19 protein-coding genes are annotated in these 20,484 nt (G+C 47.4%); 6 read left to right on the forward strand and 13 right to left on the reverse strand.

Going from position 1 to position 20,484, the window contains the following annotated elements; genetic code table 11:
- Positions 1 to 347: 347 nt before the first annotated feature.
- The 7 genes from trpA to trpB form a co-directional block, all read right to left on the reverse strand.
- The gene (gene trpA, locus M2134_RS13660) at positions 348 to 1,124 is read right to left on the reverse strand and encodes a tryptophan synthase subunit alpha (protein ID WP_280752035.1); all 777 of its coding nucleotides are present in this window, start codon (positions 1,122 to 1,124) and stop codon (positions 348 to 350) included.
- Between the two features lie 2 nt (positions 1,125 to 1,126).
- Positions 1,127 to 1,759, reverse strand: a complete 633-nt coding sequence (locus tag M2134_RS13665) for a phosphoribosylanthranilate isomerase (RefSeq protein ID WP_280752034.1) — start codon at positions 1,757 to 1,759, stop codon at positions 1,127 to 1,129.
- Complete coding sequence (trpC, locus tag M2134_RS13670; RefSeq protein WP_280752033.1) at positions 1,756 to 2,568, reverse strand: indole-3-glycerol phosphate synthase TrpC; 813 nt, start codon at positions 2,566 to 2,568, stop codon at positions 1,756 to 1,758. Before trpC ends, M2134_RS13665 begins: the two co-directional genes overlap by 4 nt.
- Positions 2,569 to 2,653: 85 nt before the next feature.
- Positions 2,654 to 3,649, reverse strand: a complete 996-nt coding sequence (gene trpD / locus M2134_RS13675) for an anthranilate phosphoribosyltransferase (protein WP_280752032.1) — start codon at positions 3,647 to 3,649, stop codon at positions 2,654 to 2,656.
- Positions 3,646 to 4,221, reverse strand: a complete 576-nt coding sequence (locus tag M2134_RS13680) for an aminodeoxychorismate/anthranilate synthase component II (RefSeq protein ID WP_280752031.1) — start codon at positions 4,219 to 4,221, stop codon at positions 3,646 to 3,648. Before M2134_RS13680 ends, trpD begins: the two co-directional genes overlap by 4 nt.
- A gap of 39 nt (positions 4,222 to 4,260) precedes the next feature.
- Positions 4,261 to 5,682, reverse strand: a complete 1,422-nt coding sequence (locus M2134_RS13685) for an anthranilate synthase component I family protein (protein WP_280752030.1) — start codon at positions 5,680 to 5,682, stop codon at positions 4,261 to 4,263.
- A gap of 36 nt (positions 5,683 to 5,718) precedes the next feature.
- Positions 5,719 to 6,906, reverse strand: coding sequence for a tryptophan synthase subunit beta (gene trpB, locus M2134_RS13690; RefSeq protein ID WP_280752029.1), 1,188 nt, complete (start codon positions 6,904 to 6,906; stop codon positions 5,719 to 5,721).
- 355 nt (positions 6,907 to 7,261) lie between these two features.
- Here trpB and M2134_RS13695 point away from each other — a divergent pair, with 355 nt between their 5' ends.
- Complete coding sequence (locus M2134_RS13695; RefSeq protein WP_280752028.1) at positions 7,262 to 8,530, forward strand: hemolysin family protein; 1,269 nt, start codon at positions 7,262 to 7,264, stop codon at positions 8,528 to 8,530.
- 17 nt (positions 8,531 to 8,547) lie between these two features.
- Here the strand turns inward: M2134_RS13695 and M2134_RS13700 are convergent, their stop codons facing one another.
- Complete coding sequence (locus M2134_RS13700) at positions 8,548 to 9,708, reverse strand: MFS transporter (RefSeq protein WP_280752027.1); 1,161 nt, start codon at positions 9,706 to 9,708, stop codon at positions 8,548 to 8,550.
- A 28-nt stretch (positions 9,709 to 9,736) separates the two neighbouring features.
- Positions 9,737 to 10,615 (reverse strand): AraC family transcriptional regulator, encoded by an 879-nt coding sequence (locus M2134_RS13705; protein WP_280752026.1) that lies wholly within the window; start codon positions 10,613 to 10,615, stop codon positions 9,737 to 9,739.
- Positions 10,616 to 10,773: 158 nt separating this feature from the next.
- Here M2134_RS13705 and ftsH point away from each other — a divergent pair, with 158 nt between their 5' ends.
- The gene (gene ftsH, locus M2134_RS13710) at positions 10,774 to 12,606 is read left to right on the forward strand and encodes an ATP-dependent zinc metalloprotease FtsH (protein WP_280752025.1); all 1,833 of its coding nucleotides are present in this window, start codon (positions 10,774 to 10,776) and stop codon (positions 12,604 to 12,606) included.
- Positions 12,607 to 12,617: 11 nt separating this feature from the next.
- Entirely contained in the window at positions 12,618 to 12,929 is a 312-nt protein-coding gene (locus M2134_RS13715) for a hypothetical protein (protein WP_280752024.1), read from the forward strand.
- A 146-nt stretch (positions 12,930 to 13,075) separates the two neighbouring features.
- Here M2134_RS13715 and M2134_RS13720 read toward each other — a convergent pair whose 3' ends face one another.
- Complete coding sequence (locus M2134_RS13720) at positions 13,076 to 14,146, reverse strand: nitronate monooxygenase family protein (RefSeq protein ID WP_280752023.1); 1,071 nt, start codon at positions 14,144 to 14,146, stop codon at positions 13,076 to 13,078.
- 277 nt (positions 14,147 to 14,423) lie between these two features.
- Between M2134_RS13720 and M2134_RS13725 the strand changes: the two genes are divergently transcribed.
- Both M2134_RS13725 and M2134_RS13730 read left to right on the forward strand, forming a co-directional pair.
- Entirely contained in the window at positions 14,424 to 14,975 is a 552-nt protein-coding gene (locus tag M2134_RS13725) for a DUF3332 domain-containing protein (RefSeq protein ID WP_280752022.1), read from the forward strand.
- 132 nt (positions 14,976 to 15,107) lie between these two features.
- Positions 15,108 to 15,938: a TerC family protein gene (locus M2134_RS13730; RefSeq protein ID WP_280752021.1), complete on the forward strand. Its 831-nt coding sequence runs from the start codon at positions 15,108 to 15,110 to the stop codon at positions 15,936 to 15,938.
- Here M2134_RS13730 and M2134_RS13735 read toward each other — a convergent pair whose 3' ends face one another.
- Genes M2134_RS13735 through M2134_RS13745 form a run of 3 tightly spaced genes read right to left on the reverse strand, consistent with a single transcriptional unit; the run spans position 15,939 to position 19,330 of the window.
- Positions 15,939 to 16,742 (reverse strand): EFR1 family ferrodoxin, encoded by an 804-nt coding sequence (locus M2134_RS13735; protein ID WP_280752020.1) that lies wholly within the window; start codon positions 16,740 to 16,742, stop codon positions 15,939 to 15,941.
- Between the two features lie 31 nt (positions 16,743 to 16,773).
- Entirely contained in the window at positions 16,774 to 17,958 is a 1,185-nt protein-coding gene (locus M2134_RS13740) for a DUF418 domain-containing protein (RefSeq protein WP_280752019.1), read from the reverse strand.
- Positions 17,959 to 17,992: 34 nt separating this feature from the next.
- Positions 17,993 to 19,330, reverse strand: a complete 1,338-nt coding sequence (locus M2134_RS13745) for a sigma-54 dependent transcriptional regulator (RefSeq protein ID WP_280752018.1) — start codon at positions 19,328 to 19,330, stop codon at positions 17,993 to 17,995.
- Between the two features lie 502 nt (positions 19,331 to 19,832).
- Between M2134_RS13745 and M2134_RS13750 the strand changes: the two genes are divergently transcribed.
- Positions 19,833 to 20,432: a rhomboid family intramembrane serine protease gene (locus tag M2134_RS13750; RefSeq protein WP_280752017.1), complete on the forward strand. Its 600-nt coding sequence runs from the start codon at positions 19,833 to 19,835 to the stop codon at positions 20,430 to 20,432.
- Positions 20,433 to 20,484: the final 52 nt, after the last annotated feature.

Consider the following 20,484-nt stretch of genomic DNA (forward strand, 5'->3'; position numbering starts at 1 on the left):
GCTTCGGGGTTGCTTGTATAGTAGGTCTTGTCTATCTGCCTACCTACCACGGGTTTGCTTCGCTACACCCGCGGTTACGAATAGGAAATCCCTGCAGGATTTATATGAAAACCTTCCAATTTTGTAAGATTTGGGAAGATTTCTTAGTGATAAAGTAGTATCAAAATTTCTCCTCCTTTGCTAAGGAGGAGAAATTTTGTCACTACTTTTATATTCTTTATGATTGTAAAATCTTCAATTTTTCTCCGATTTGAAGAAAAAGCCCGATACCATCTGTGCCAACCTTTCCTATTTCCTTTCTTCTTTCTTCTTTCTCCCTTCTCCCTTCTCCTTTTTCCTATTTCCTCTCAATTCCGGCCTATTGCTGTCAGTAATTGTGTGACGGCTTCTTGAGGGGTGTTGTTGTCTTTCAACAGGCGTACGAATTTGCTGCCAATGATTGCGCCGGACGAATGGGCTGCGGCGCTGTCGAATGTCGTCTTGTTGCTGATGCCAAAACCTACTAAGCGTGGATTACGCAGTTGCATGGCGTTGATGCGGCGGAAATAGGCTTGCTTTTGTTCGTTGAAATCGGCTTGCGCTCCGGTGGTGGAGGCACTCGAAACCATATAGATAAAGCCATCCGTGTTTGCATCGATTTGTCGTATTCTCTCTTCCGATGTTTCGGGAGTGATCAGCATAACTATCTTTAGGTCATACTTTTCAGCGATAGGCTTGTAGTCCTTTATATAATCTTCGTAGGGCAGATCCGGGATGATCACGCCATCGACCCCCACTGCCTGGCAGTTTTGACAGAAGGCGTCAAAGCCATATTGCATAATGGGATTCAGGTATCCCATAAAGAGGATCGGTATGGTGATCTCGCGGCGGACGTTGGCGAGCTGTTCGAATAATAGCTTTAGCGACATACCGTTGCGAAGCGCCTGCGTGGAGGATTGTTGAATCACTTCGCCATCGGCCATCGGATCGGAAAAGGGAATGCCGATCTCAACCATATCAATGCCTCCTGCTTGTAGGGCATGTAATACCGGGATTGTATCGTTCAGATGAGGGAAACCGGCTGTGTAATAGACCGACAGTATGTCGCGTCCTTTTGTTTGCAATAGATGTGTAATGCGATTCATGTTTACTTATTTTTATTTGTTTGAATAGATTGAATAAACTTATTGAGTTTGTGGGGCTCTTTGAGTCCCGGAGCGGTTTCGAAACCACTATTCAGATCGATACCGGCCCAAGCGGGGTGGTGGAATCGTTGTATGTGTTCCGTGTCTTCCGGCCCAATGCCCCCGCTTAACAGGAATGGGGTAGCTCCTTTGTAATGGGCTAAGAGCGACCAGTCGAACTGTTTGCCGGAGCCTCCATAGTATTTGCTTTTGGTGTCGAAGAGAAAATAGTCCGCATGATCTTCATAGACGGCCGTTTGTTGCAGATCGTCTGCCGTTTCGATGGAAAAGGCTTTGATGACAGCGATGCCCAGCTCTTGCAGGTGGCGGCAAAAGGCTGCCGACTCATTCCCGTGAAGCTGTACATAGTCCAGCCGAAACGCTGCGACTCTCTCCCTGATCTCTTGAAGCGAGGGATTCACAAAAACACCAACCCGTTTTGGTTCCTTACCCGCAAGGGATGTGGGGAGGACAGGCACTTCGGAGAGATACCTGGGCGATTTCTTATAAAAGATAAAACCCATCCAGTGGATGTTCAAGGCTGCCACCGCCCGGATATTTTCCGGATCCGTCATGCCACATACTTTGATAATCATGATAGTTCACTTATAAAGTTCGACAAAGCGATTCCCGGATCGGGCCTTTTCATAAAGGTCTCTCCGATTAGGAATCCTTGGAATCCCACCTTTTTCAGGGCTTTTACATCGGCGGGCGAAGAGATTCCACTCTCCGCGATCAGTAGCGGGACCTTGCCGCTATCGAAGGTGCTACCGGCCTGCTGCATCTTCTCTGCCAGACGAAACGAGTTATCGATTCGGGTGTCGAAGGTGCCCAGGTTGCGGTTGTTGACGCCGAGCATATCGACGTAGGGGTTCAGGTAGGTCAGTTCGCTTTCCCGGTGAATCTCCAGTAATACCTCCAGTTGCAAGGTGTGAGCTGTTTCCGCCAGGGTGAAACACTCCTCTGTGGTGAGGCATGAGGCGATCAGCAACACGGCGTCCGCTCCCATGATACGGGCCTGAAAAAGCTGGTAGGGATCGACGATGAAGTCTTTCCGCAATAGGGGCAGTTTTACCTGCTTGCGCGCCTTTTGCAGATCGCCTAAGGAGCCTCCGAAAAACTTTCCGTCGGTAAGCACGGAGCAGGCAGAGGCGCCTTGTTGTTCATAGAGAGGGACGACATGGTTCACCTCCGCGCCAGGATGTATCCAGCCTTTGGAGGGGCTTTTGCGTTTGAACTCGGCAATGATCCCAAAGGGGGAGGCAGCTAACGACTGCCGCATCGATCGGGTAGGGCGGTCGAGGCGATCGCTACCCATAATAAGCAATGCATTTAAGGGGATGGCCTCTTTCTGTCGTGCCACCTCGATGCGCTTATTGGCTATGATTTGGTCTAAAATGTCCACGTTTTGAATGATGAATGATGAATTGGAGCGAAGCGGAAATCGCTTAGCGAAGCGTAAAGCAATGAAGAATATCAATTATCAACTATCAATTATTAATTAATAAGAATCTATAAAATGTCTCTTGTGCTTTTCCGCTTTCCAGGGATTCCCGGGCTTCGGCGAGGCAGTCTTCGAGGCTCTTTTCAGGGCAGATCACCCGGATGGCAAAAGCTGAGTTGGCTATGACGCAGTTCTTTTGCGCTTCGGTTGCCTGGTTGTGGAGCACCTGATGGAATATTTTCGCAGCCGCTTCCGGCGTATCGCCTCCTTCCAGATCCTTTTCCGTGCAACGCTTGAATCCCAGCTCTTCGGGTGTGTAGATCTTTTCTTTTTCCGGTGTGGCAATCTTAAACGGAGCAGTGAGCGATATCTCGTCGTACCCATCCAGGCTATGCACGACCGTGAAGCGGGTGCCGCTCTCCTGGTAGGTGTAGTTGTAAAGCCGGAGAAGTGATAGGTTGTAGACGCCTAATAACTGATAGGTGGGGATGACCGGATTGACCAATGGCCCCAGCATATTGAAGAAGCTGCGCACGCCGAGATTCTTTCGCACACCCGCGACAGCCTTCAGGGCCGGGTTGAAGAGGGGGGCGTGCAGGTAGGCTATGTTGCAGGCCTCCATGGAACGATGTAGTTGGCCGATGTCGGTGGTGAATCTGACGCCGTGCTGCTCCATCACGTTGCTGGCACCGCTCACGGAGGTAGCACCGTAGCTGCCATGTTTTACTACCTGATAGCCTGCTCCGGCAACCGTGAAACAGGATGCGGTGCTGATGTTGAAGGTGTTTTTGCCATCACCTCCCGTACCGACGATATCGATGGGCCGATAGGCAGAGAAATCGACCGGAACGCGCATCTCCAATAAGGCTTCCCGGAATCCGGTTAACTCCTCGACGGATATGTTACGCATCAGAAAGACGGTGATCAGACTGGCGATCTGTGTGTCGTTGTATTTGCCGGAGGCGATGTTTTCGAGGATATCGCGTGCCTCTTCGCGGCCTAAGTACTGGTGTTCAAATAACCGATATAATAACTGTTTCATTTGCTGGTGTCTCCTATCCAATTTTTGATGATTTGTTTTCCTTGCGGGGTCAGTACCGATTCGGGGTGAAACTGAATCCCTCTCACGTCATATACCTTATGGCGTAAGGCCATGATTTGTTTGTTTTCGTCTTCGGCGGTCACCTCGAGGCAGTCCGGCAGGTTCTTTTGGGAGACGACCCAGGAGTGGTAGCGTCCGGCACGAAAACCGTTTTCCAATCCCCTGAAAATCAGTTCGTCTTTTCGGGTCACCCGTATGTCGGAGCATACGCCGTGGTAGACCGGATCCAGGTTTTCCAAGGTGGCGCCGAAAGCCTCGCCAATGGCTTGCTCGCCCAGACAAACGCCCAGGATGCTTTTGGTGGGTGCGTAATGGCGGATGAGTGGGAGCAGGATGCCTGCTTCGGCGGGAATGCCCGGACCGGGGGAGAGAAGGATTTTATCGTATGCGTCAATCTTCTCTAAGGATATCTTGTCGTTTCGGTACACATCAGCTTCTACACCCAGCTCTTTCAATAGGTGAAGCAGGTTGTAGGTGAACGAATCGTAGTTGTCGATCAATATTGTTTTCATCTCTTTTCTGTATGTATTTTATAAATATCAAAACCGCTATTAATTCTGAAGCTCTTCTGCCAGGCTGATGGCTCTTTTCAGGGCACCCAATTTGCTGTTCACCTCTTCGAGCTCGCGCTCTTCCCGACTCTGGGCCACGATGCCTGCTCCTGCCTGGTAATAGAGCACATTGCCCCGGCTCACAAAGGAGCGGATGGTGATGGCTTGATTGAGGTTGCCATCGAGACCGATCACACCGATGCAGCCGCCATAGGCACCGCGGTTGTGGCGCTCGATTTCACTAATCAGCTGCATGGCACGCACCTTGGGGGCGCCACTTAGGGTACCGGCCGGGAAGGTGTCGATATAGCTTTTGATGGGGTTGCTGCCGGGATTGATCTCGCCGCTGACGCGCGACACCAGATGGATCACATGGCTGTAGTATTGCACCTCTTTGTAGAAATCGACCTGTACGTGGTGTGCGTTGCGGCTTAGGTCATTGCGGGCGAGGTCTACCAGCATCACATGCTCCGCATTCTCTTTCGGATCGGCCAGCAGCTGCTCCGTGCGTTGCTTGTCGATAAGCGTATTACCCGTGCGAAAGGCCGTTCCGGCAATGGGATCGATGGATACTTTGCCCTCTTTCACCTTACAATGTGTTTCGGGCGATGAACCGAATATACGAAATCCGCCGAAGTCGAAATAGAAGAGGTAAGGCGAGGGGTTGATACGCCGTAAGGCGCGGTATACCTTAAAGTCATCCCCTCGGAAGGGCTGCTCAAAGCGGCGGCTTAATACGATCTGGAACACGTCGCCCCGCAGGCAATGTTTGATACCCTGGCGTACCATCTCTTTATACTCCTCATCGGTGATGGGCGATGTCTCCTTGCCTTCGGTCTGAAAATTATAGGAAGAGAAATTCCGGTTTTCTATCAGTGTCTCTATCTCTTTCAGGTTGCTTTTCTCATCGGCGGATAGTAGTTCGACGATGGTGAGTTCGTTTTTGAAGTGATTGAATACCAAGACGTATTTGTAAAGGATGTAGAGCATATCGGGCGCGTCGTTCTCCTCCTGATGCGTCTCTTTTACGGGGATAGGCTCGAAATAGCGTACGGAGTCGAATGCTGTGTACCCAAAGAGGGAACAAACCTCTTTGCCTTTGCCCTCTATCCGGATGCTGGCGATAAAATCGTTGATGGCATCGATGGTGGAGTGTTGTTCGTTTAACTCTCTGACCACCTGCTTTCCGTCGGGAAAGGTCAGGGTGCTTTCGCCGTTGTTTACACTGACGCTGCCTATCGGACAAAGGGCTATATAGGAATGGCTATTCTCATTGCCATGAAAATCGGAACTCTCCAATAGGGCCGACTCCGGATAGATATCTCTAACCTTCAGGTAGAGACTGACCGGGGTATGCATGTCGGACATAACGCATTTGCAACGCGTCGTGTAGGAAAATGGACTATCTATTACTTTCTTCATCTTAAGTATCAATTATCAATTATCAATTATCAATTATCAATTATCAATTGCCGAATCCATATAGGTCTGTATATCCTTATCGCCTCTTCCAGATAGCGTAAGCACGATGATCTCGTCGGGATTAAACCGCAGTTTGGGTAATGCACCCAAGGCATGCGCGCTTTCCAAAGCAGGGATAATACCTTCCAATCGGGTGAGCTCGTAGGCCGCCTGAAGTGCTTCGTCATCGTCAACGGCCAATACCTGGGTGCGTTTGGATGTGTACAGATGCGCGTGGATGGGACCAATACCTGGATAGTCCAGACCGGCTGAAACGGAATAGGGCTCTTCGATCTGTCCGTCTTCGGTTTGCATAATCAACGTACGGGCGCCGTGCAGGATGCCCTCTTTTCCCAAATGGATCGTGGCTGCGCTCATGCCCGAATGGATGCCTTTGCCTGCGGCTTCCGCCAGGATGATCTTTACCCGTTCGTCGTCCACATAGTGATAGATCGTGCCGGCGGCGTTGCTGCCACCGCCTACGCAGGCCAGCAGATAGTCGGGGTAGTCGCGTCCCTCTTTTTCCATCAGTTGCTTTTTGATCTCTTGGCTAATGACCGATTGCAGGCGAGCCACCATGTCCGGATAGGGATGGGGACCGACGGTAGAGCCTATGATGTAGTAAGTGTCTGAGGGGTTACAGCACCAGTCGCGGATGGCTTCGTTCGTGGCATCTTTCAGTGTCATATTACCGGAGGTGACCGGGCGTACCTCCGCTCCCAGCATCTGCATACGCTCCACGTTGATATGCTGGCGTTCTACATCGGTTTTTCCCATATACACCACACAGGGCATATTCATCAGGGCACAGACCGTCGCGGTGGCTACGCCGTGTTGCCCGGCACCGGTTTCGGCGATGATACGGGTTTTCCCCATACGACGAGCCAGCAGGATTTGTCCGATCGTATTGTTGATCTTGTGTGCTCCCGTATGATTCAGGTCCTCCCGTTTCAGGTAGATGCGTCCGCCATAGCGTTCGCTCAGCCGTTTGGCCAGGTAGAGTGGGGAAGGGCGCCCTACATAATCGCGAAGCAATTGGTCGAATTCCTCCCGAAAGCTCTTGCTTTCTAATACTTCCAGGTAGGTGTTTTGCAACTCTTCAACACATCGGTGTAGTATTTCCGGGATGTAAGCTCCACCGAATTGTCCATAAAATCCATTTTTGTCTACTTGATACGTTTTCATTTTCTTATCATTTGATTGAATTGTTTTGATATGCGCACAAAAAAAGAGGTCTGCCGCAGTTGCGACAGACCTCTTCGAATCCTATATTCCTATTTTTAGTATATATACATACGGCCCTCGTTCCCTACGACTCTTTGAGTAGTTTGAAACGCCACCACCAACATGTATTTACTAAATTTGTTCTCATCTGTTTTTTGATATTCTGGCGACAAATATACGGCGTCTTTGATAAAATGCAAACAAATGAGCGATATTTTTTACTTTTTTTCTAAAAGTGACTGTTTCTGAAATCAAATTTACAGTTCGTTTGTTATTAATGTGTATGTTTGTTAGAAACTTTATATTATTCACTTAAATGGAAATTGTCATAATTCTTGGCCTTATCTTATTAAACGGAGTCCTTTCCATGTCAGAAATCGCTTTAGTGTCCGCCCGCAAGGCCCGGTTGGAAATCGATGCAAAAAAAGGAAACAAATCAGCCAAAACAGCCCTGGATCTGGCCAACGAACCGGATCGTTTTCTGTCCACCGTACAGATTGGTATTACCCTGGTTGGCATCTTGACCGGTCTCTATTCGGGTGAGGCGTTTGCTGCCGACTTTGCGGAGGTGATTGCCGGTGTGCCCGCGTTGCAACCCTATGCGCTGGGCATTGCGAAGACAACCATTGTGGTGGTGGTTACCTATCTTACGTTGATTCTCGGCGAGCTGGTGCCGAAGCGTATTGGCCTGCGTTTCGCGGAAGCGGTTTCGAAGCTGATTGCCAAACCGATGAATATACTCTCGAAGATCTCGGCTCCTTTGGTGTGGTTGCTTTCTGTGAGCACTAACTTTGTTGTGCGTCTGTTTGGTCTGAAGCATGTGGAAGAAAATAAAGTGACCGAAGAGGAGATCAAAGCGATCGTGCAGGAAGGCTTGGATGACGGTGAGATTCAAGAGGTGGAGCAGGATATTGTTGAACGTGTCTTCAACCTGGGCGACCGCAATGTCGGTTCGATTATGACGCATCGGAGCGAACTGGTTTGGCTGGATACGGACGATAGCGTGGCGGAGATACGTGAAAAGGTGCAGGAAAACTTATATAATATTTACCCGGTCGCCTCCGGAAAGTTAGACGATCTGCAAGGAGTTGTCTTCCTGAAGGATCTGTTTTTATACCTGGAGAAGCCTGGCTTTGCGTTGAAAGAGATTATTCGGCCGGCCACTTATCTGCCGGAGAATCAAAGCGTGTATAATGCTTTGGCGCAATTCAAGCAGGCATGTGTCAAATACGGTATTGTGACCGATGAGTTTGGCGGAATACAAGGGATCGTGACCATGAAGGATATCCTGGAAGGGCTGATCGGGCAGATGCCCGAAGCCGGTGAGGAGATGGAGATTGTGGAACGTGAAGATGGCTCCTGGCTGGTCGACGGACAGCTTTCTTTCTATGACTTCCTGGCCTATTTCGATTTGGAAGATCTTTATGCCGACCATGATTATAATACCCTAAGTGGTTTGATTCTGGAAATATTGGAGCATGTGCCTCATACCGGTGAGCGACTCGAATGGCTTACCTTCCGCCTGGAAATTGTCGATATGGATGGTGCGCGCATCGACAAGGTATTGGTTTCGAAGAAAGAATAGGTCGCTGCCGGGACGTATCAGGTATTTTTTTTATTCAATTGCAGTAGGACGAAAATCAATCCCGGAATAAAGAATACAGCCGCCGACACCAATAGGGCGGCCCGGAGTGAGTACATATCGTTCAGCCATCCGATGAATGGTGTTACGGCTGCAAATATCAGGCGGATCACGAAGTTGCGGATCGAGAGCACCGTGGCGCGCATTTCCGAGAAGGTCATCTGGTTGATATATCCTTTCAGGATAGGGGTGGCGAATCCGCGGAACAGGTAAAAGATGAACAGTACAGCCAATCCCCAATAACTCAGGTTGTAAGCCAATGCGACATATCCCCCGATAATAAAGAAAAGAATGAGTAGGCTTGTTTTCTGTATCCCGAAATAGCGTTCGATCCGATCGGAATAGAGCGCTGCAATGCCGACGGTCAGATTCAGTACCGTCCAGATAATGCCGAAATACTCCGTCGGTGTTTCCAGATCGATCAGGAAGGGTTGCACAAACCAGGCCATCGTCAGCGTGGCTGCACCGATCACGCCCGAAAACAGAATGTTATAACAAAGCTTCTTGTTCGTGATAAGCGCGTATTTGATAATGCGAAGTATCTCGTTGACCGGGTTCTGTACCTGCGTCTTTCCCGTATATTCTTTGAGAGAAAAAGCCGCCGGAATGCCGATAAAGGCGATCACTACTTGCCCGTAGAAGGGATAGCGAAGCGAAGAAACCGCCAACAGTCCGCCAAGGATACCCGCCACCGCTTCGGCGAAATTGCCGATCATGGTGATGCGTCCTTCATAACGCATATAGAGGTTCTCTTTTTTATAATGTGCCGTGGTGTCGTAGAGCAGGGCGGAGTCGGCACCGTTGACCAGCGTTTGTCCGATACCGAGCAGTAGTTCGGCCAGGATAAAGGCCTCGAATGTATTGGTGCAGGAATAACAAAGGTATCCGCCAAAGAAAAGAAAACATCCGCTTACCAGGCATTTCTTACGTCCCCAGACATCGGCCAGGTAGCCGGAAGGTATTTCCAACGCAACGGCAGCGACGGAATAAACACTCTTCAGGATAAACACATCCTGAAGACCCAGCCCGTGATCTTCGTAAAAGAGTACGATGATCGGCATCACCAGGCTGAACCATTTGGAGAGCTTAATCAGGTAAAGCGCTATGATATTTTTTTGCATCTGTTTTTGAAATCAGACGCGAAGATAGTCAACATTTACTATTTCTGTATTGCATTGGAGTCATCCCCGCGTATTGTTTGAAGTATCGTCCGAAGAACGAAGGGTTGGAAAAGTTATACTCTTCGGAAATCTGCAGGATGGTTTGTTGCGTGGCACGCAGAGAGGTTTTGATGGCGATGATCACTATTTCGTTGATCCAGTCGAGGATGTAACGGCCGGTTACCTGGTGGATTACCGTCGACAGGTATTTAGGCGTAAGACAGAGTTTAGCAGCATAGAAAGCAACGCTCCGTTCTTTTTTATAATGTTCAAAAAGGAGTTTGAAGAAACGATCCGTCAGTTCCTCCTGGCGCGTTTTTGTTTGGGTGAAACTACCTTTGTATTCGGTTTCATAAACGGAAAAAACCATGATCAATAAGGAGAAAATAAGGCTTTTTACCAGTTCTTCCTGGTAAGGATGGTTCGTAAGGTTATGGTGTTTGACTATGAGCGTATGGATATCAAGAATAGATTGCATGGCCTCCTCTTGCACCGTAATACAAGGGTTTTCGTTGAGTTTGAGGATGAAGTCATAATCGGTAGGCGACGGGTAATCGGCGATAAAATCTAACGGGAACAATAAAATTTCACAGAAAAAATTGTCACTCTGCTCTAATCCGCAGATGATCTGTCTGGGGATGATCGTTAGAATCTGCCCCTTTTCTATCTTCATTTCCCGGTGATTCAGGCGGAAACGGGCACCCCCTTTCAGGCAGGCAAGCATCACTACACCATCGAATATAAAAGGCTTTTCGATGGATATTTCTCCGGGGATCAGGGTGGTTGTGTCGAACAATACAAAGTTGGTTACGGCAAATATATTTTCCGTAGAACTGTTTTTTTCCAGTGCAGAGATCGACTTTGCCATAGCGGTGTTATTTAGGCATAATAGTGAATACTATACAATGATACAATATTTCCCTCAAAAAAAGAAATATAGGACATTTCTTTGTCTGCTTCTGTTATCATAGTCCGGCTCAAACTGCCGATTTTTGCTTCGTATTAATCATTAAAAGAGAAATAGTCATGGCAGAAGATAAAAAAATGCAGAACAACTCGTATTATGCTGTCACAATTATGCTGTTAGTATTATTGCTGATGAATATTTTTCTGTTTCCGAAGATCCTGGAGAGACAGATTATAGAAACCGACTACGGTACCTTTATCGGGATGGTTGAAGCGGGAAAGGTGAAGCAGGTGAAGATAGAAGACAATAGGATCTACTTCTTGAGTCTGAACGAAGAAGGTGAAGAGAAGGTTTACCAGACAGGGGTAATCCAGGATCCCAACTTAGTAGAACGGTTGCTTTTGGCAGACAGTGTGAATGAAAATGGGAAAATCATTTTTACCCGGAGTATTCCGCGTGAGAATTCTCCATTATTGAGCTTTCTGATGATGTGGGTGTTGCCCGCTTTGTTATTCTGGATCATCTGGCGTTCGGTCAGCCGGACAATGCAAAACAGGATGGGAGGTGATAATGTGATGTCGTTTGGCAAAAGCGGTGCGAAGATCTATGCCGAATCTGAGGTAAAAACAAGCTTTGATGATGTGGCCGGGCAGGATGAAGCGAAAGAGGCATTAAATGAAATTGTCGACTTCCTGCATAATCCGAAAAGATATGCCGAGATAGGCGCCTCATTGCCTAAGGGCGCTTTGTTGGTAGGTCCTCCGGGAACAGGGAAAACCCTGATTGCCCGTGCGGTTGCCGGTGAAGCCAAGGTGCCGTTCTTTTCGATCTCCGGTTCTGAATTTGTACAGATGTTTGTCGGAATGGGTGCAGCCAAGGTGCGCGATCTTTTTAAACAGGCCAATGAAAAAGCGCCCTGTATCATCTTCATCGATGAGATCGATGCGATCGGCAAGAAGCGGGATACCGGCCTGGGAGGTAACGATGAGCGGGAACAAACCCTGAATCAGCTTCTGACAGAGATGGATGGTTTTGACGGCAAAAAAGGGGTAGTCATCCTGGGTGCAACCAACCGTCCGGAGTCATTGGATAAGGCCTTGTTGCGTCCGGGGCGTTTCGATCGCCGTATCCAGATGGAACTGCCCGATTTGGAAGGGCGTAAAGCTATTTTGGCTGTTCATTTGAAAAAGGTGAAACATGAGGAGGTCAATCTGGAATTGGTAGCCCGCGCTACTGCCGGATCGTCGGGGGCAGAGATTGCCAACATTGTCAATGAAGCAGCCTTGCGTGCTATTCGTCTGGAGCGTAATAGTGTGACGACCGAAGATCTGGAGGAATGTGTGGAGGTGGTGATTGCAGGTGCCCAACGGAAAGGGAAAGTATTATCCGACCAGGAAAAGAAATTGGTGGCATATCATGAAATCGGACATGCCATAGTAGCGGCTAAACAGACCGAATCAGCTCCGGTGCATAAGATTACTATTATTCCACGCACCTCCGGTGCCCTGGGATATACGATGCAGGTGGATGCCGGAGAACAAAATCTACTGAGCAAAACGGAACTGGAGAACCGGATCGCCACCCTCACCGGAGGGCGTGCCGCTGAAGAGGTGATATTCAATACTATTACGACCGGGGCTTCGAACGATATCGAACAGGCAACCAAATTGGCACGTGCCATGGTGACCCGTTTCGGGATGAGTGATGAACATGACATGATGGCGCTCGAGACAGTCAATAATCCCTATCTGGGCAGTGATACGACACTGGCCTGTTCAGCAGATACGGCGGCACAGGTCGACAAAGAGGTATTGCAGATCATTAAAACGGCTCACAAAAAGGCAACGGAGATCATCCGGGACAATATGGACAAGATGCACGCATTGTCCTCTTTCCTAATCGAAAAGGAAACGATTACCGGCGATGAGTTTATGGAAATACTGAACAAGTAAATGCTCGATCGATGCGATTCGCTATTTTTCTGGATAATATCAACCTTGAACATGCTGCCGGTAATGCCAAGCGGGTATATCTGTTCGATCTGTTTGACGACCTGATCGTTGCCGCGGGGAATGAATTGTTATTTATGCGGAACGCGAACTATGTACTTTTGTGGCTATTGAGTAGAAAAGTAATATGTATATATATAGATGGTTTGGATGAGAGCCTGCGAATGTTGTACACGCAGGCCGGAATAGAAGTGAAAACGTTGAGCGAAATAAAAGATAATCCGTTGTTGGAGGCTATTTTATTTGCTGAAGGTGGCAGCCCTTAAGAGCTGACCCAAAAGTTCGGAATTTGAATTAAAACACAGAGACACGGAGAACACGGAGTTTTTATTAGTAAAAAATCAATACTCTGTGCTCTCTGTGTCTCCGTGTTAAATCGCTATATACGTTGTTATCGTCACTTTTGGGGTAGCTACGCCTTCGCTATCGCTTGGGCAAAATCAGCCTTCAGCCTGTCGACAACCTCTTTCACACTGCTGATCTTTTCAGCCAGGTAGGCGTTCTTGCCAGCAAAAGCATATCCTTTGCGCATATTCCCTTTGGCGGCATTATAGAGCGCCAAAATGATGCAGTAGGGGCTTTTGGTGTAGTCGCAGGTGCGGATACAGTTGAAAGGACATTTTTTCGGTTTCTCTTTGCCTTCGGCTACACGTTGGATAAATTCTCCGTCTAACGCGCGGCCAGGCATGCCCACCGGGCTTTGGATAATACGGATATCCTCTTCATGCGCGTCGACGTACACCTTTTTGAAGGCGTCCGCCGCGTCACATTCCTCTGTTGGCACGAAAATCGATCCCATCTGTACGCCGGCTGCGCCCATTTTTATAAAGCGGGCAATGTCTTCACCGGTGGCGATACCTCCGGCAGCAATGACCGGAATATTTTTTTCCTCCTGATAGGAGTTGGCTACTTCCAATACTTCAGGAATGATTTGTTCGAGCGAGAAGTGTTCGTCCTCGATCTGGTTGTTCTTAAAACCGAGATGACCTCCGGCTTTAGGTCCTTCCACTACGATCGCATCCGGCAGGTAGTTGAAGTTATTTTTCCATTTATCGCAAATAAGACGTGCAGCGCGCGATGATGATACGATCGGTACCAGCATGGTTTTGCTGTCTTTTTGCAGGTAGGAGGGAAGGTCGAGCGGCAATCCGGCTCCGGCAAAAATGACATCGGTCTTTTCTGCAATGGCCGTACGCACCATGTCTGAGAAGTTTGAAAGGGCCACCATGATGTTGACACCGATCACCCCTCTTGTTTTTTCGCGTGTCTTGCGGATCTCTTCGCGAAGTCCCTGGATACACTTCTCCATGTAGCTGCCTGCAACATTCGGATAGAGAAGGCCCAGACCGGCTGCGGATATAACACCCACGCCCCCTTCGTTGGCAACAGCCGAAGCTAATCCCGACAGAGAGACACCAACACCCATGCCCCCCTGAATAATTGGCAATTTTATTTCATACTTGCCGATAAAAAATGATTTCATACAATACTTTTTGAGGATAAGATAATACCTGTGCCGATTTGCTTATTGCATACGGCTTTGTGAAAAATAAAGAAGTTTCGTAGTTCCATGTATAAACTAACTTGTTTACGGGGGCAAAGGTAACTATTTCTGCGAACTCCGGGTTATAAATAAACTTAAAGCATTCAGCCTGCCACATATCTTTATATTATGGATAAGTGGAAAAAAGGAATAAAGGCTCTCGGATTCAGGGAAAAGTTTTTATCTTCGCAGGTAATAATTAATAAACGTGTAAATTATGAAAAAAAGAAGTTTGATCTCTTTGGTTGCAGTAGGGTTAGCTTGCAACATGTTGTTTTCTTCCTGTATCGGTTCGTTTGGTTTGTTTAATAAATTATTGGATTGGAACCGTAGCCTCGACAGTAAATTGGTGAATGAGTTGGTCTTTGTCGCTTTCTGTATTGTGCCTGTTTATGGTATTGCGTACGCGGCAGATATTCTGGTGTTGAATTCGATTGAATTCTGGTCGGGAACAAACCCGGTGGCAGATGTTGGCACTGTGAAAAACATTGAGACAGACAAAGGTCTTTATGCTGTGGAAACCAAAGAAAACGGCTACCAGATCCAGAAAGAGGGCGAAGAAGTGATTGACTTGGTTTACAATCAGGAGAATAAAACCTGGAGCGTGGAGGCAAATGGTGAAAGCACCGACCTGCTTCGTTTCGAAAGTGATGACGAAGTGGTGATGTTTCTGCCCGACGGAACAGAGATGCCGGTGGAACTAAACCAGGCAGGCGTATTGGCTTTCAAACAAGCGGTTGAACATTCAACCTATTATGCCGCGCGTTAATAAAACGATCTAACGATTTTAGCTATACAATCCCTGGAAGACCTATTCTTTCAGGGATTTTCTTTGCAACAAATGGCCGGAAAGGAGTGTTCTAACCATATAGAACCGTTTTACACAAAGAAGATATACCCTATGGAAATCTTACAAACCTTCCTTTTGCCAAGCGCCTGGCTGGCCTTGTTGACACTCACTTTTCTGGAGATCGTATTGGGCATCGACAATATCGTCTTTCTCTCCATTATGTCGTCGAAGCTTCCGCTCCATCAGCAGCCACGTGCCCGGGCGATAGGGCTTGGCCTGGCTATGTTGGCTCGGATCGCCCTCCTGTTTGGTATCTCTCTGTTGATGCAATTGACGCAGCCATTGTTTCACTTCCAGACCTCCTGGATTGAAGGGGCGGTGACGGGACAAAGCCTTATTATCTTGGCGGGCGGTCTGTTTTTGTTATACAAGAGTGTGACCGAGGTACACGACAAACTGGAAGGAGGCCAGGAGGAGAGCGGTAGGCCAGGCTCCCGAAGTGGCTTCTGGGCCATCATTCTTCAGATTGTCGCTTTGGATATTGTCTTTTCTTTTGATAGTGTATTGACGGCGGTCGGCATGGTGAGCTTCAGGGATTTTGGTTATGCAGGTGCTATGACCATTATGATAACAGCTATTGTTATTGCGGTTGCTTTGATGCTGTTTTTCTCCGGTCCTATCAGTCGTTTCGTTAATCAGCACCCTACCATACAGATGCTGGCGCTTTCGTTTCTGATACTTATCGGTGTGATGCTGTTGGTCGAAGCTGCCCATCTGTCGCAGTTGGTGGTGTTTGGTCGTGAGGTTAATGAGATACCGAAGGGATATATCTATTTCGCTATCGCTTTCTCATTGGGCGTAGAGGTGCTCAATATGAAATTAAGTAAGAAGTCTAAGCCGGTACAACTGCATGATTCCCGGATAAAACGAAAGAAGACGTAATCAGGAGGAGATGGCCTTTGCCTTAATATCCGGATGGTGGTAGCGCCCTTTCTTGAGTGATACCTTCCCGTATTCGATCGCCCTTTCCGGGCAATAATGAATGCAGGCTACGCATTGCACGCAGCTCTCTTTCGCCCATTGGGGACGACCGGAATCGCCGATTGTGATGGTCGATGTGGGACAAACCTGCTCGCATATGCCGCAGGAGATACAGTTGTCCGTGGCATAAAACTCATTCTGTTTCACGGCAAATCGCTTAAACAGCGGATAAATCAACCGGCTTTTGACAAACGGAAGGCTGCCTTGCTTATAGAGAAGAGCATCGCTGGGATTAGCCTTATTGATCGCTTCCACGATCTTGCGGATCTGCCTGGGCGCTTCCTGCAACTTGCTTTGCTCGATTTCTTTGGAATCTACATCGAATCCGGGCATCAACACATAATTGTTGGGCATGACGATCGAATAGGCGGCGTGTAGTGGAATCCTTCTTTCTTTCAATTCCTTCCGTAACATATCGCCCGTATAGCCACACTCATCTCCGCAAGTCGAAACGGAATAAATCCGCTGATCGGTGTAGTTCTCCAGCTGCAAGCGTGAAACAAACGCAGAAACAAGCAGTGCCGGTCCCCATGAATGAACGGGATAGACAAAGATTATCTTCTCATCCTTTCGCAAAGTGTAGGAGAGGAGAGGAGCCTCTTTCTTCTGTTCATCGGAGATGGAGATCAATGGCTCGCCAAAAGCTTTTGCAAGTTCCCGGGCGACCCATAGGGAATTGCCTGTTCCTGAGAAGTAAAATATCATGTGTTATCTTTTAAGATGAGTAGGTATCTATTTATTTTTTGTTGCTACCAATCCAGGTTGCCTTTCTCCATACCCATTCCGCCGGGCCGTGCGTATGATTTTTTAACCACCAGCGGCAGAAGAGAATTTGGAAAATCAATAACAAGATGCCGACGCCCAGGCTGGCGGTGTCGTTCAATACGCTATACAAGCCTAAGCCGGGACCAAAATAAATCAGCGATCCCATAATCGATTGCATCAGGTAATTGGTCAGACTCATGCGACCGAGCGGCGTGAGTCTCCGCAATATCTTTTGCAGGTTTACGGTTTGCCATGCTATCATGATCACGGATACCCATACCCACATAAAAGCAAAGTTACGCAAGGAGGAGACGATCGTATTCATTGGAGTCAACAGGGCTTTTCTCTCAATGAATCCAGGCAATGCATCGGTCAGGAAATAAAGAGGCACTACGCAAATCAGAGCTACACACAAGCTGGTAATCCAGAAATTACGATTCTTTTCCCAATGCTCGAAAAGTTGTTTGCGTCCCATGACATACCCCAACATAAAGAGGGCAGCCGTCTGGAAGAAACGTCCGTATCCCCAGGCCCAAAGCAGGCTGAATAATTGACCGTTCCACAGATTCGATTTGATCATCTCCCAGAAATTACTTCCTTCCAGGTAGGGATACATGGCCGTGGCATAGGCACCATATGCTGGTCTGCCCGCTTCAAGTGCCGGATTCATCAAAGCATAGATATATTTTCCCCACTCCATCGGTTGAAGCATCAGGATACAAGCAATAATCAGGATCGTCTTGTCTTTTAGTTTACATACGGGTATTAAGGTGAATCCGACAATCGAATAAAGCACCAATACCTCACCGGGAAAGAAGGCCGCGTTGACCTGTCCGATCAGGAAAAGCAAGACCATGCGCCAGGCAAAACGTCCTCGGAAGTCTTTTCCTCGCTTCTCCTGGTTGTTGAACATGATGTAAAAGCTAAAGCCGAACAATAAAGCAAAGATAGCGTACGCTTTTCCGGCAAACAGGAAAAACAGCATGTCCCAGATCGTATTGTCCAATGTCTGCATAAAAGTGGATTCCGGAGTCGGGAAACCATATAGGTTGAAATGCTCTATGTTATGCAATAGCATAATGGCCATCACGGCAAATCCGCGCAAAGCATCGGCAACCTCAATGCGAGGCTTGGAAGATAAAAGTGTGTCGTTCATGTGATTTTTAGATTTTAGAGTAATAGTCTTAAAACTATAATTTATACTGTTTCATTTTATTATAAAGTGTTTTCCGGTCTATACCGAGCAGCTTTGCCGCTTTGGTCCGGTTGTTATCCGATTCTTTCAATGCCTGTTGAATCAGTTCTCGCTCATGATCTTCATTGCGCAGAGAGATGATGGGTGAACTGTTTTTTGTCGGAATGGTCACCTCCTCCGGTAACTCCATGGGGGTGATATAGGGACCGGTCGCCAACAGGGTGGCATAACGGATCACATTCTTCAGCTGTCGCAAATTGCCCGGCCAGGAATAGTCTTCCAGTATACGCATCGCCTGCGTATCGAAGCCGATGATCTCTTTCTGCAATTCCCGGTTAGCCTGTTGTAGGAAGCTATCGGCAAAGAGGTAAAAATCTTTTTGTCGCTCGCGCAGCCCCGGAATACGAAGCGTGAACTCATTGATGCGATGATAGAGGTCTTCGCGGAAGTCTCCTTTGGCGATCGCTTTTTGCAAATCCTCGTTGGTGGCCGAAAGCAGGCGCACATTGATCGATATCTCTTTGTTGCTCCCTACCGGTTTGATCTTCCGCTCCTGCAAAGCGCGCAAGAGCTGCACTTGTATTTCGTATGTCAGGTTTCCGATCTCATCCAAAAAAATGGTTCCGCCATCGGCAGCCACAAAGGCACCGGTTTTGTTTTCGATAGCTCCAGTAAAAGATCCCTTTACGTGTCCGAAAAACTCAGAAGCAGCCAGTTCGCGGGGAATGGCACCACAGTCTACGGCTACGAATGGTTTGTTTTTTCGTTTGCCATGTTCGTGAATATAACGAGCCACATATTCTTTTCCCGTACCACTTGCCCCGGTGATCAGAACCGACATATCAGTGGGTGCTACCAGGCGGGCATGTTCATGCATTAAGATCGATTCGCTGCTCTCGCCAACCACGTAGTTGGCCAGCGGAGAAGAGGATGTGTCTATGGGTTTCTTGGCTGTTTGAGCTGTTTTGGGGGTGTCTTCTTTCAATAGATCATTGATCTTGACCAATAGATCAGTCGGATTGATGGGCTTTTCGATGTAATCGGAAGCGCCCAGTTTGATCGACTTAACGGCGGTTTGGATTTCCGCGTAATTGGTCATCATGATAAAAGGAAGCATGAAAGGAAGCTCGTTTTTCCATTGTAGTAATTCTATTCCATCTCCGTCAGGCAAACGCAGATCAGAGATGACAAGGTCGAAACGCTCGCCTTTAATCTTCAGTTTGGCATCGGCTACCGAGAGAGCTGTGCTTATTCGGAATCCTTTTTTCCCCAACCAGGTTGCCAGCATTAAGGAAAAAGTTACATCATCTTCAACTATTAATATATAAGGCATATTTTTTTATTCCTACAGTTCCCAAAACTACAGCAACAAAGATAAGTCAAAAAGTATAAAAACAAAAAAGAACATCTCGCTAGATGTTCTTTTTTTTTGTGTTCAGTCAGTCGAAAGTCAAACTTTCGCATTTACGGGGATAAATGTAGAAACGTATTTCACTTAATAATATAGAAAATAGCGTGCCAGAAAATAATTGAGAGGAAAATATATGTCTAATCCGTTGTGTGTGAGTCGTTACAAATTTTTCTCCACCAAAAGCTAATTTTGGCATCTTTGAGGTGGGGTGTGGAATAATTCCCCACTACGGGGAAATGTTCCCCGTTTTTTACCCGTAAAACACCTTGATCTATCTCAAGATTACCTTCCGCTTTTTGAGACCTGGTGTATTTTTGTCATGCTCTTTGGGAGGGACTAAAAAAATTCTCACCCGCGTGAGAAAAAATTCTCATGCGGGTGAGAATAAAAAAGACACTATCTTTGCTCCCAAAAAATAGAACTCATGATCACTTATATACTTATTGGTATTACGCTTTTGATTTCTTTCAATTGCTTTTCGAACCGGAACCTGTTTTTGAAACTGGCTTTTGTGCCCTATCGGGCGGTGAAGAATCATGAGTGGTATCGCTTGGTTACGCATGGTTTTGTGCATGCAGACTCGATGCATCTATTGGTTAATATGTTTACATTCTGGTCGTTTGGTACCTATATCGAAAAGTATTTCAACTATATGGGCATGGGGTCTATGGCCTATCTCGGATTGTATTTTGGTGGGATGATTGTGGCTTCGCTCTTCGATGTGGTGAAACAATATAATAATCCCTATTATATTTCGGTAGGAGCTTCGGGGGCTGTGTCTGCTGTGCTCTTTTCATCTATTCTGTTTAATCCCTGGGGGAAAATACTTTTGTTTGCCATTCTGCCGATTCCGGGCATTCTGTTCGGTGTACTCTATCTTGTTTATTGTCAGTATATGGCCAAAAAAGGAGGCGATAATATCAACCATAACGCACATTTTTATGGGGCTGTTTTCGGCTTTGTTTATCCGATCCTGCTCAATCCGATGTTGCTGAAAGGATTTCTATCGCACTTCGGACTGTGATTGATTATTTCCTTTTTCTACCTATCTTTGCACCCTCGTAAAGAAAACGCGC

This window comes from Parabacteroides sp. PM6-13 (genome assembly GCF_029892605.1).
Classification (GTDB): Bacteria; Bacteroidota; Bacteroidia; order Bacteroidales; family Tannerellaceae; genus QVMG01.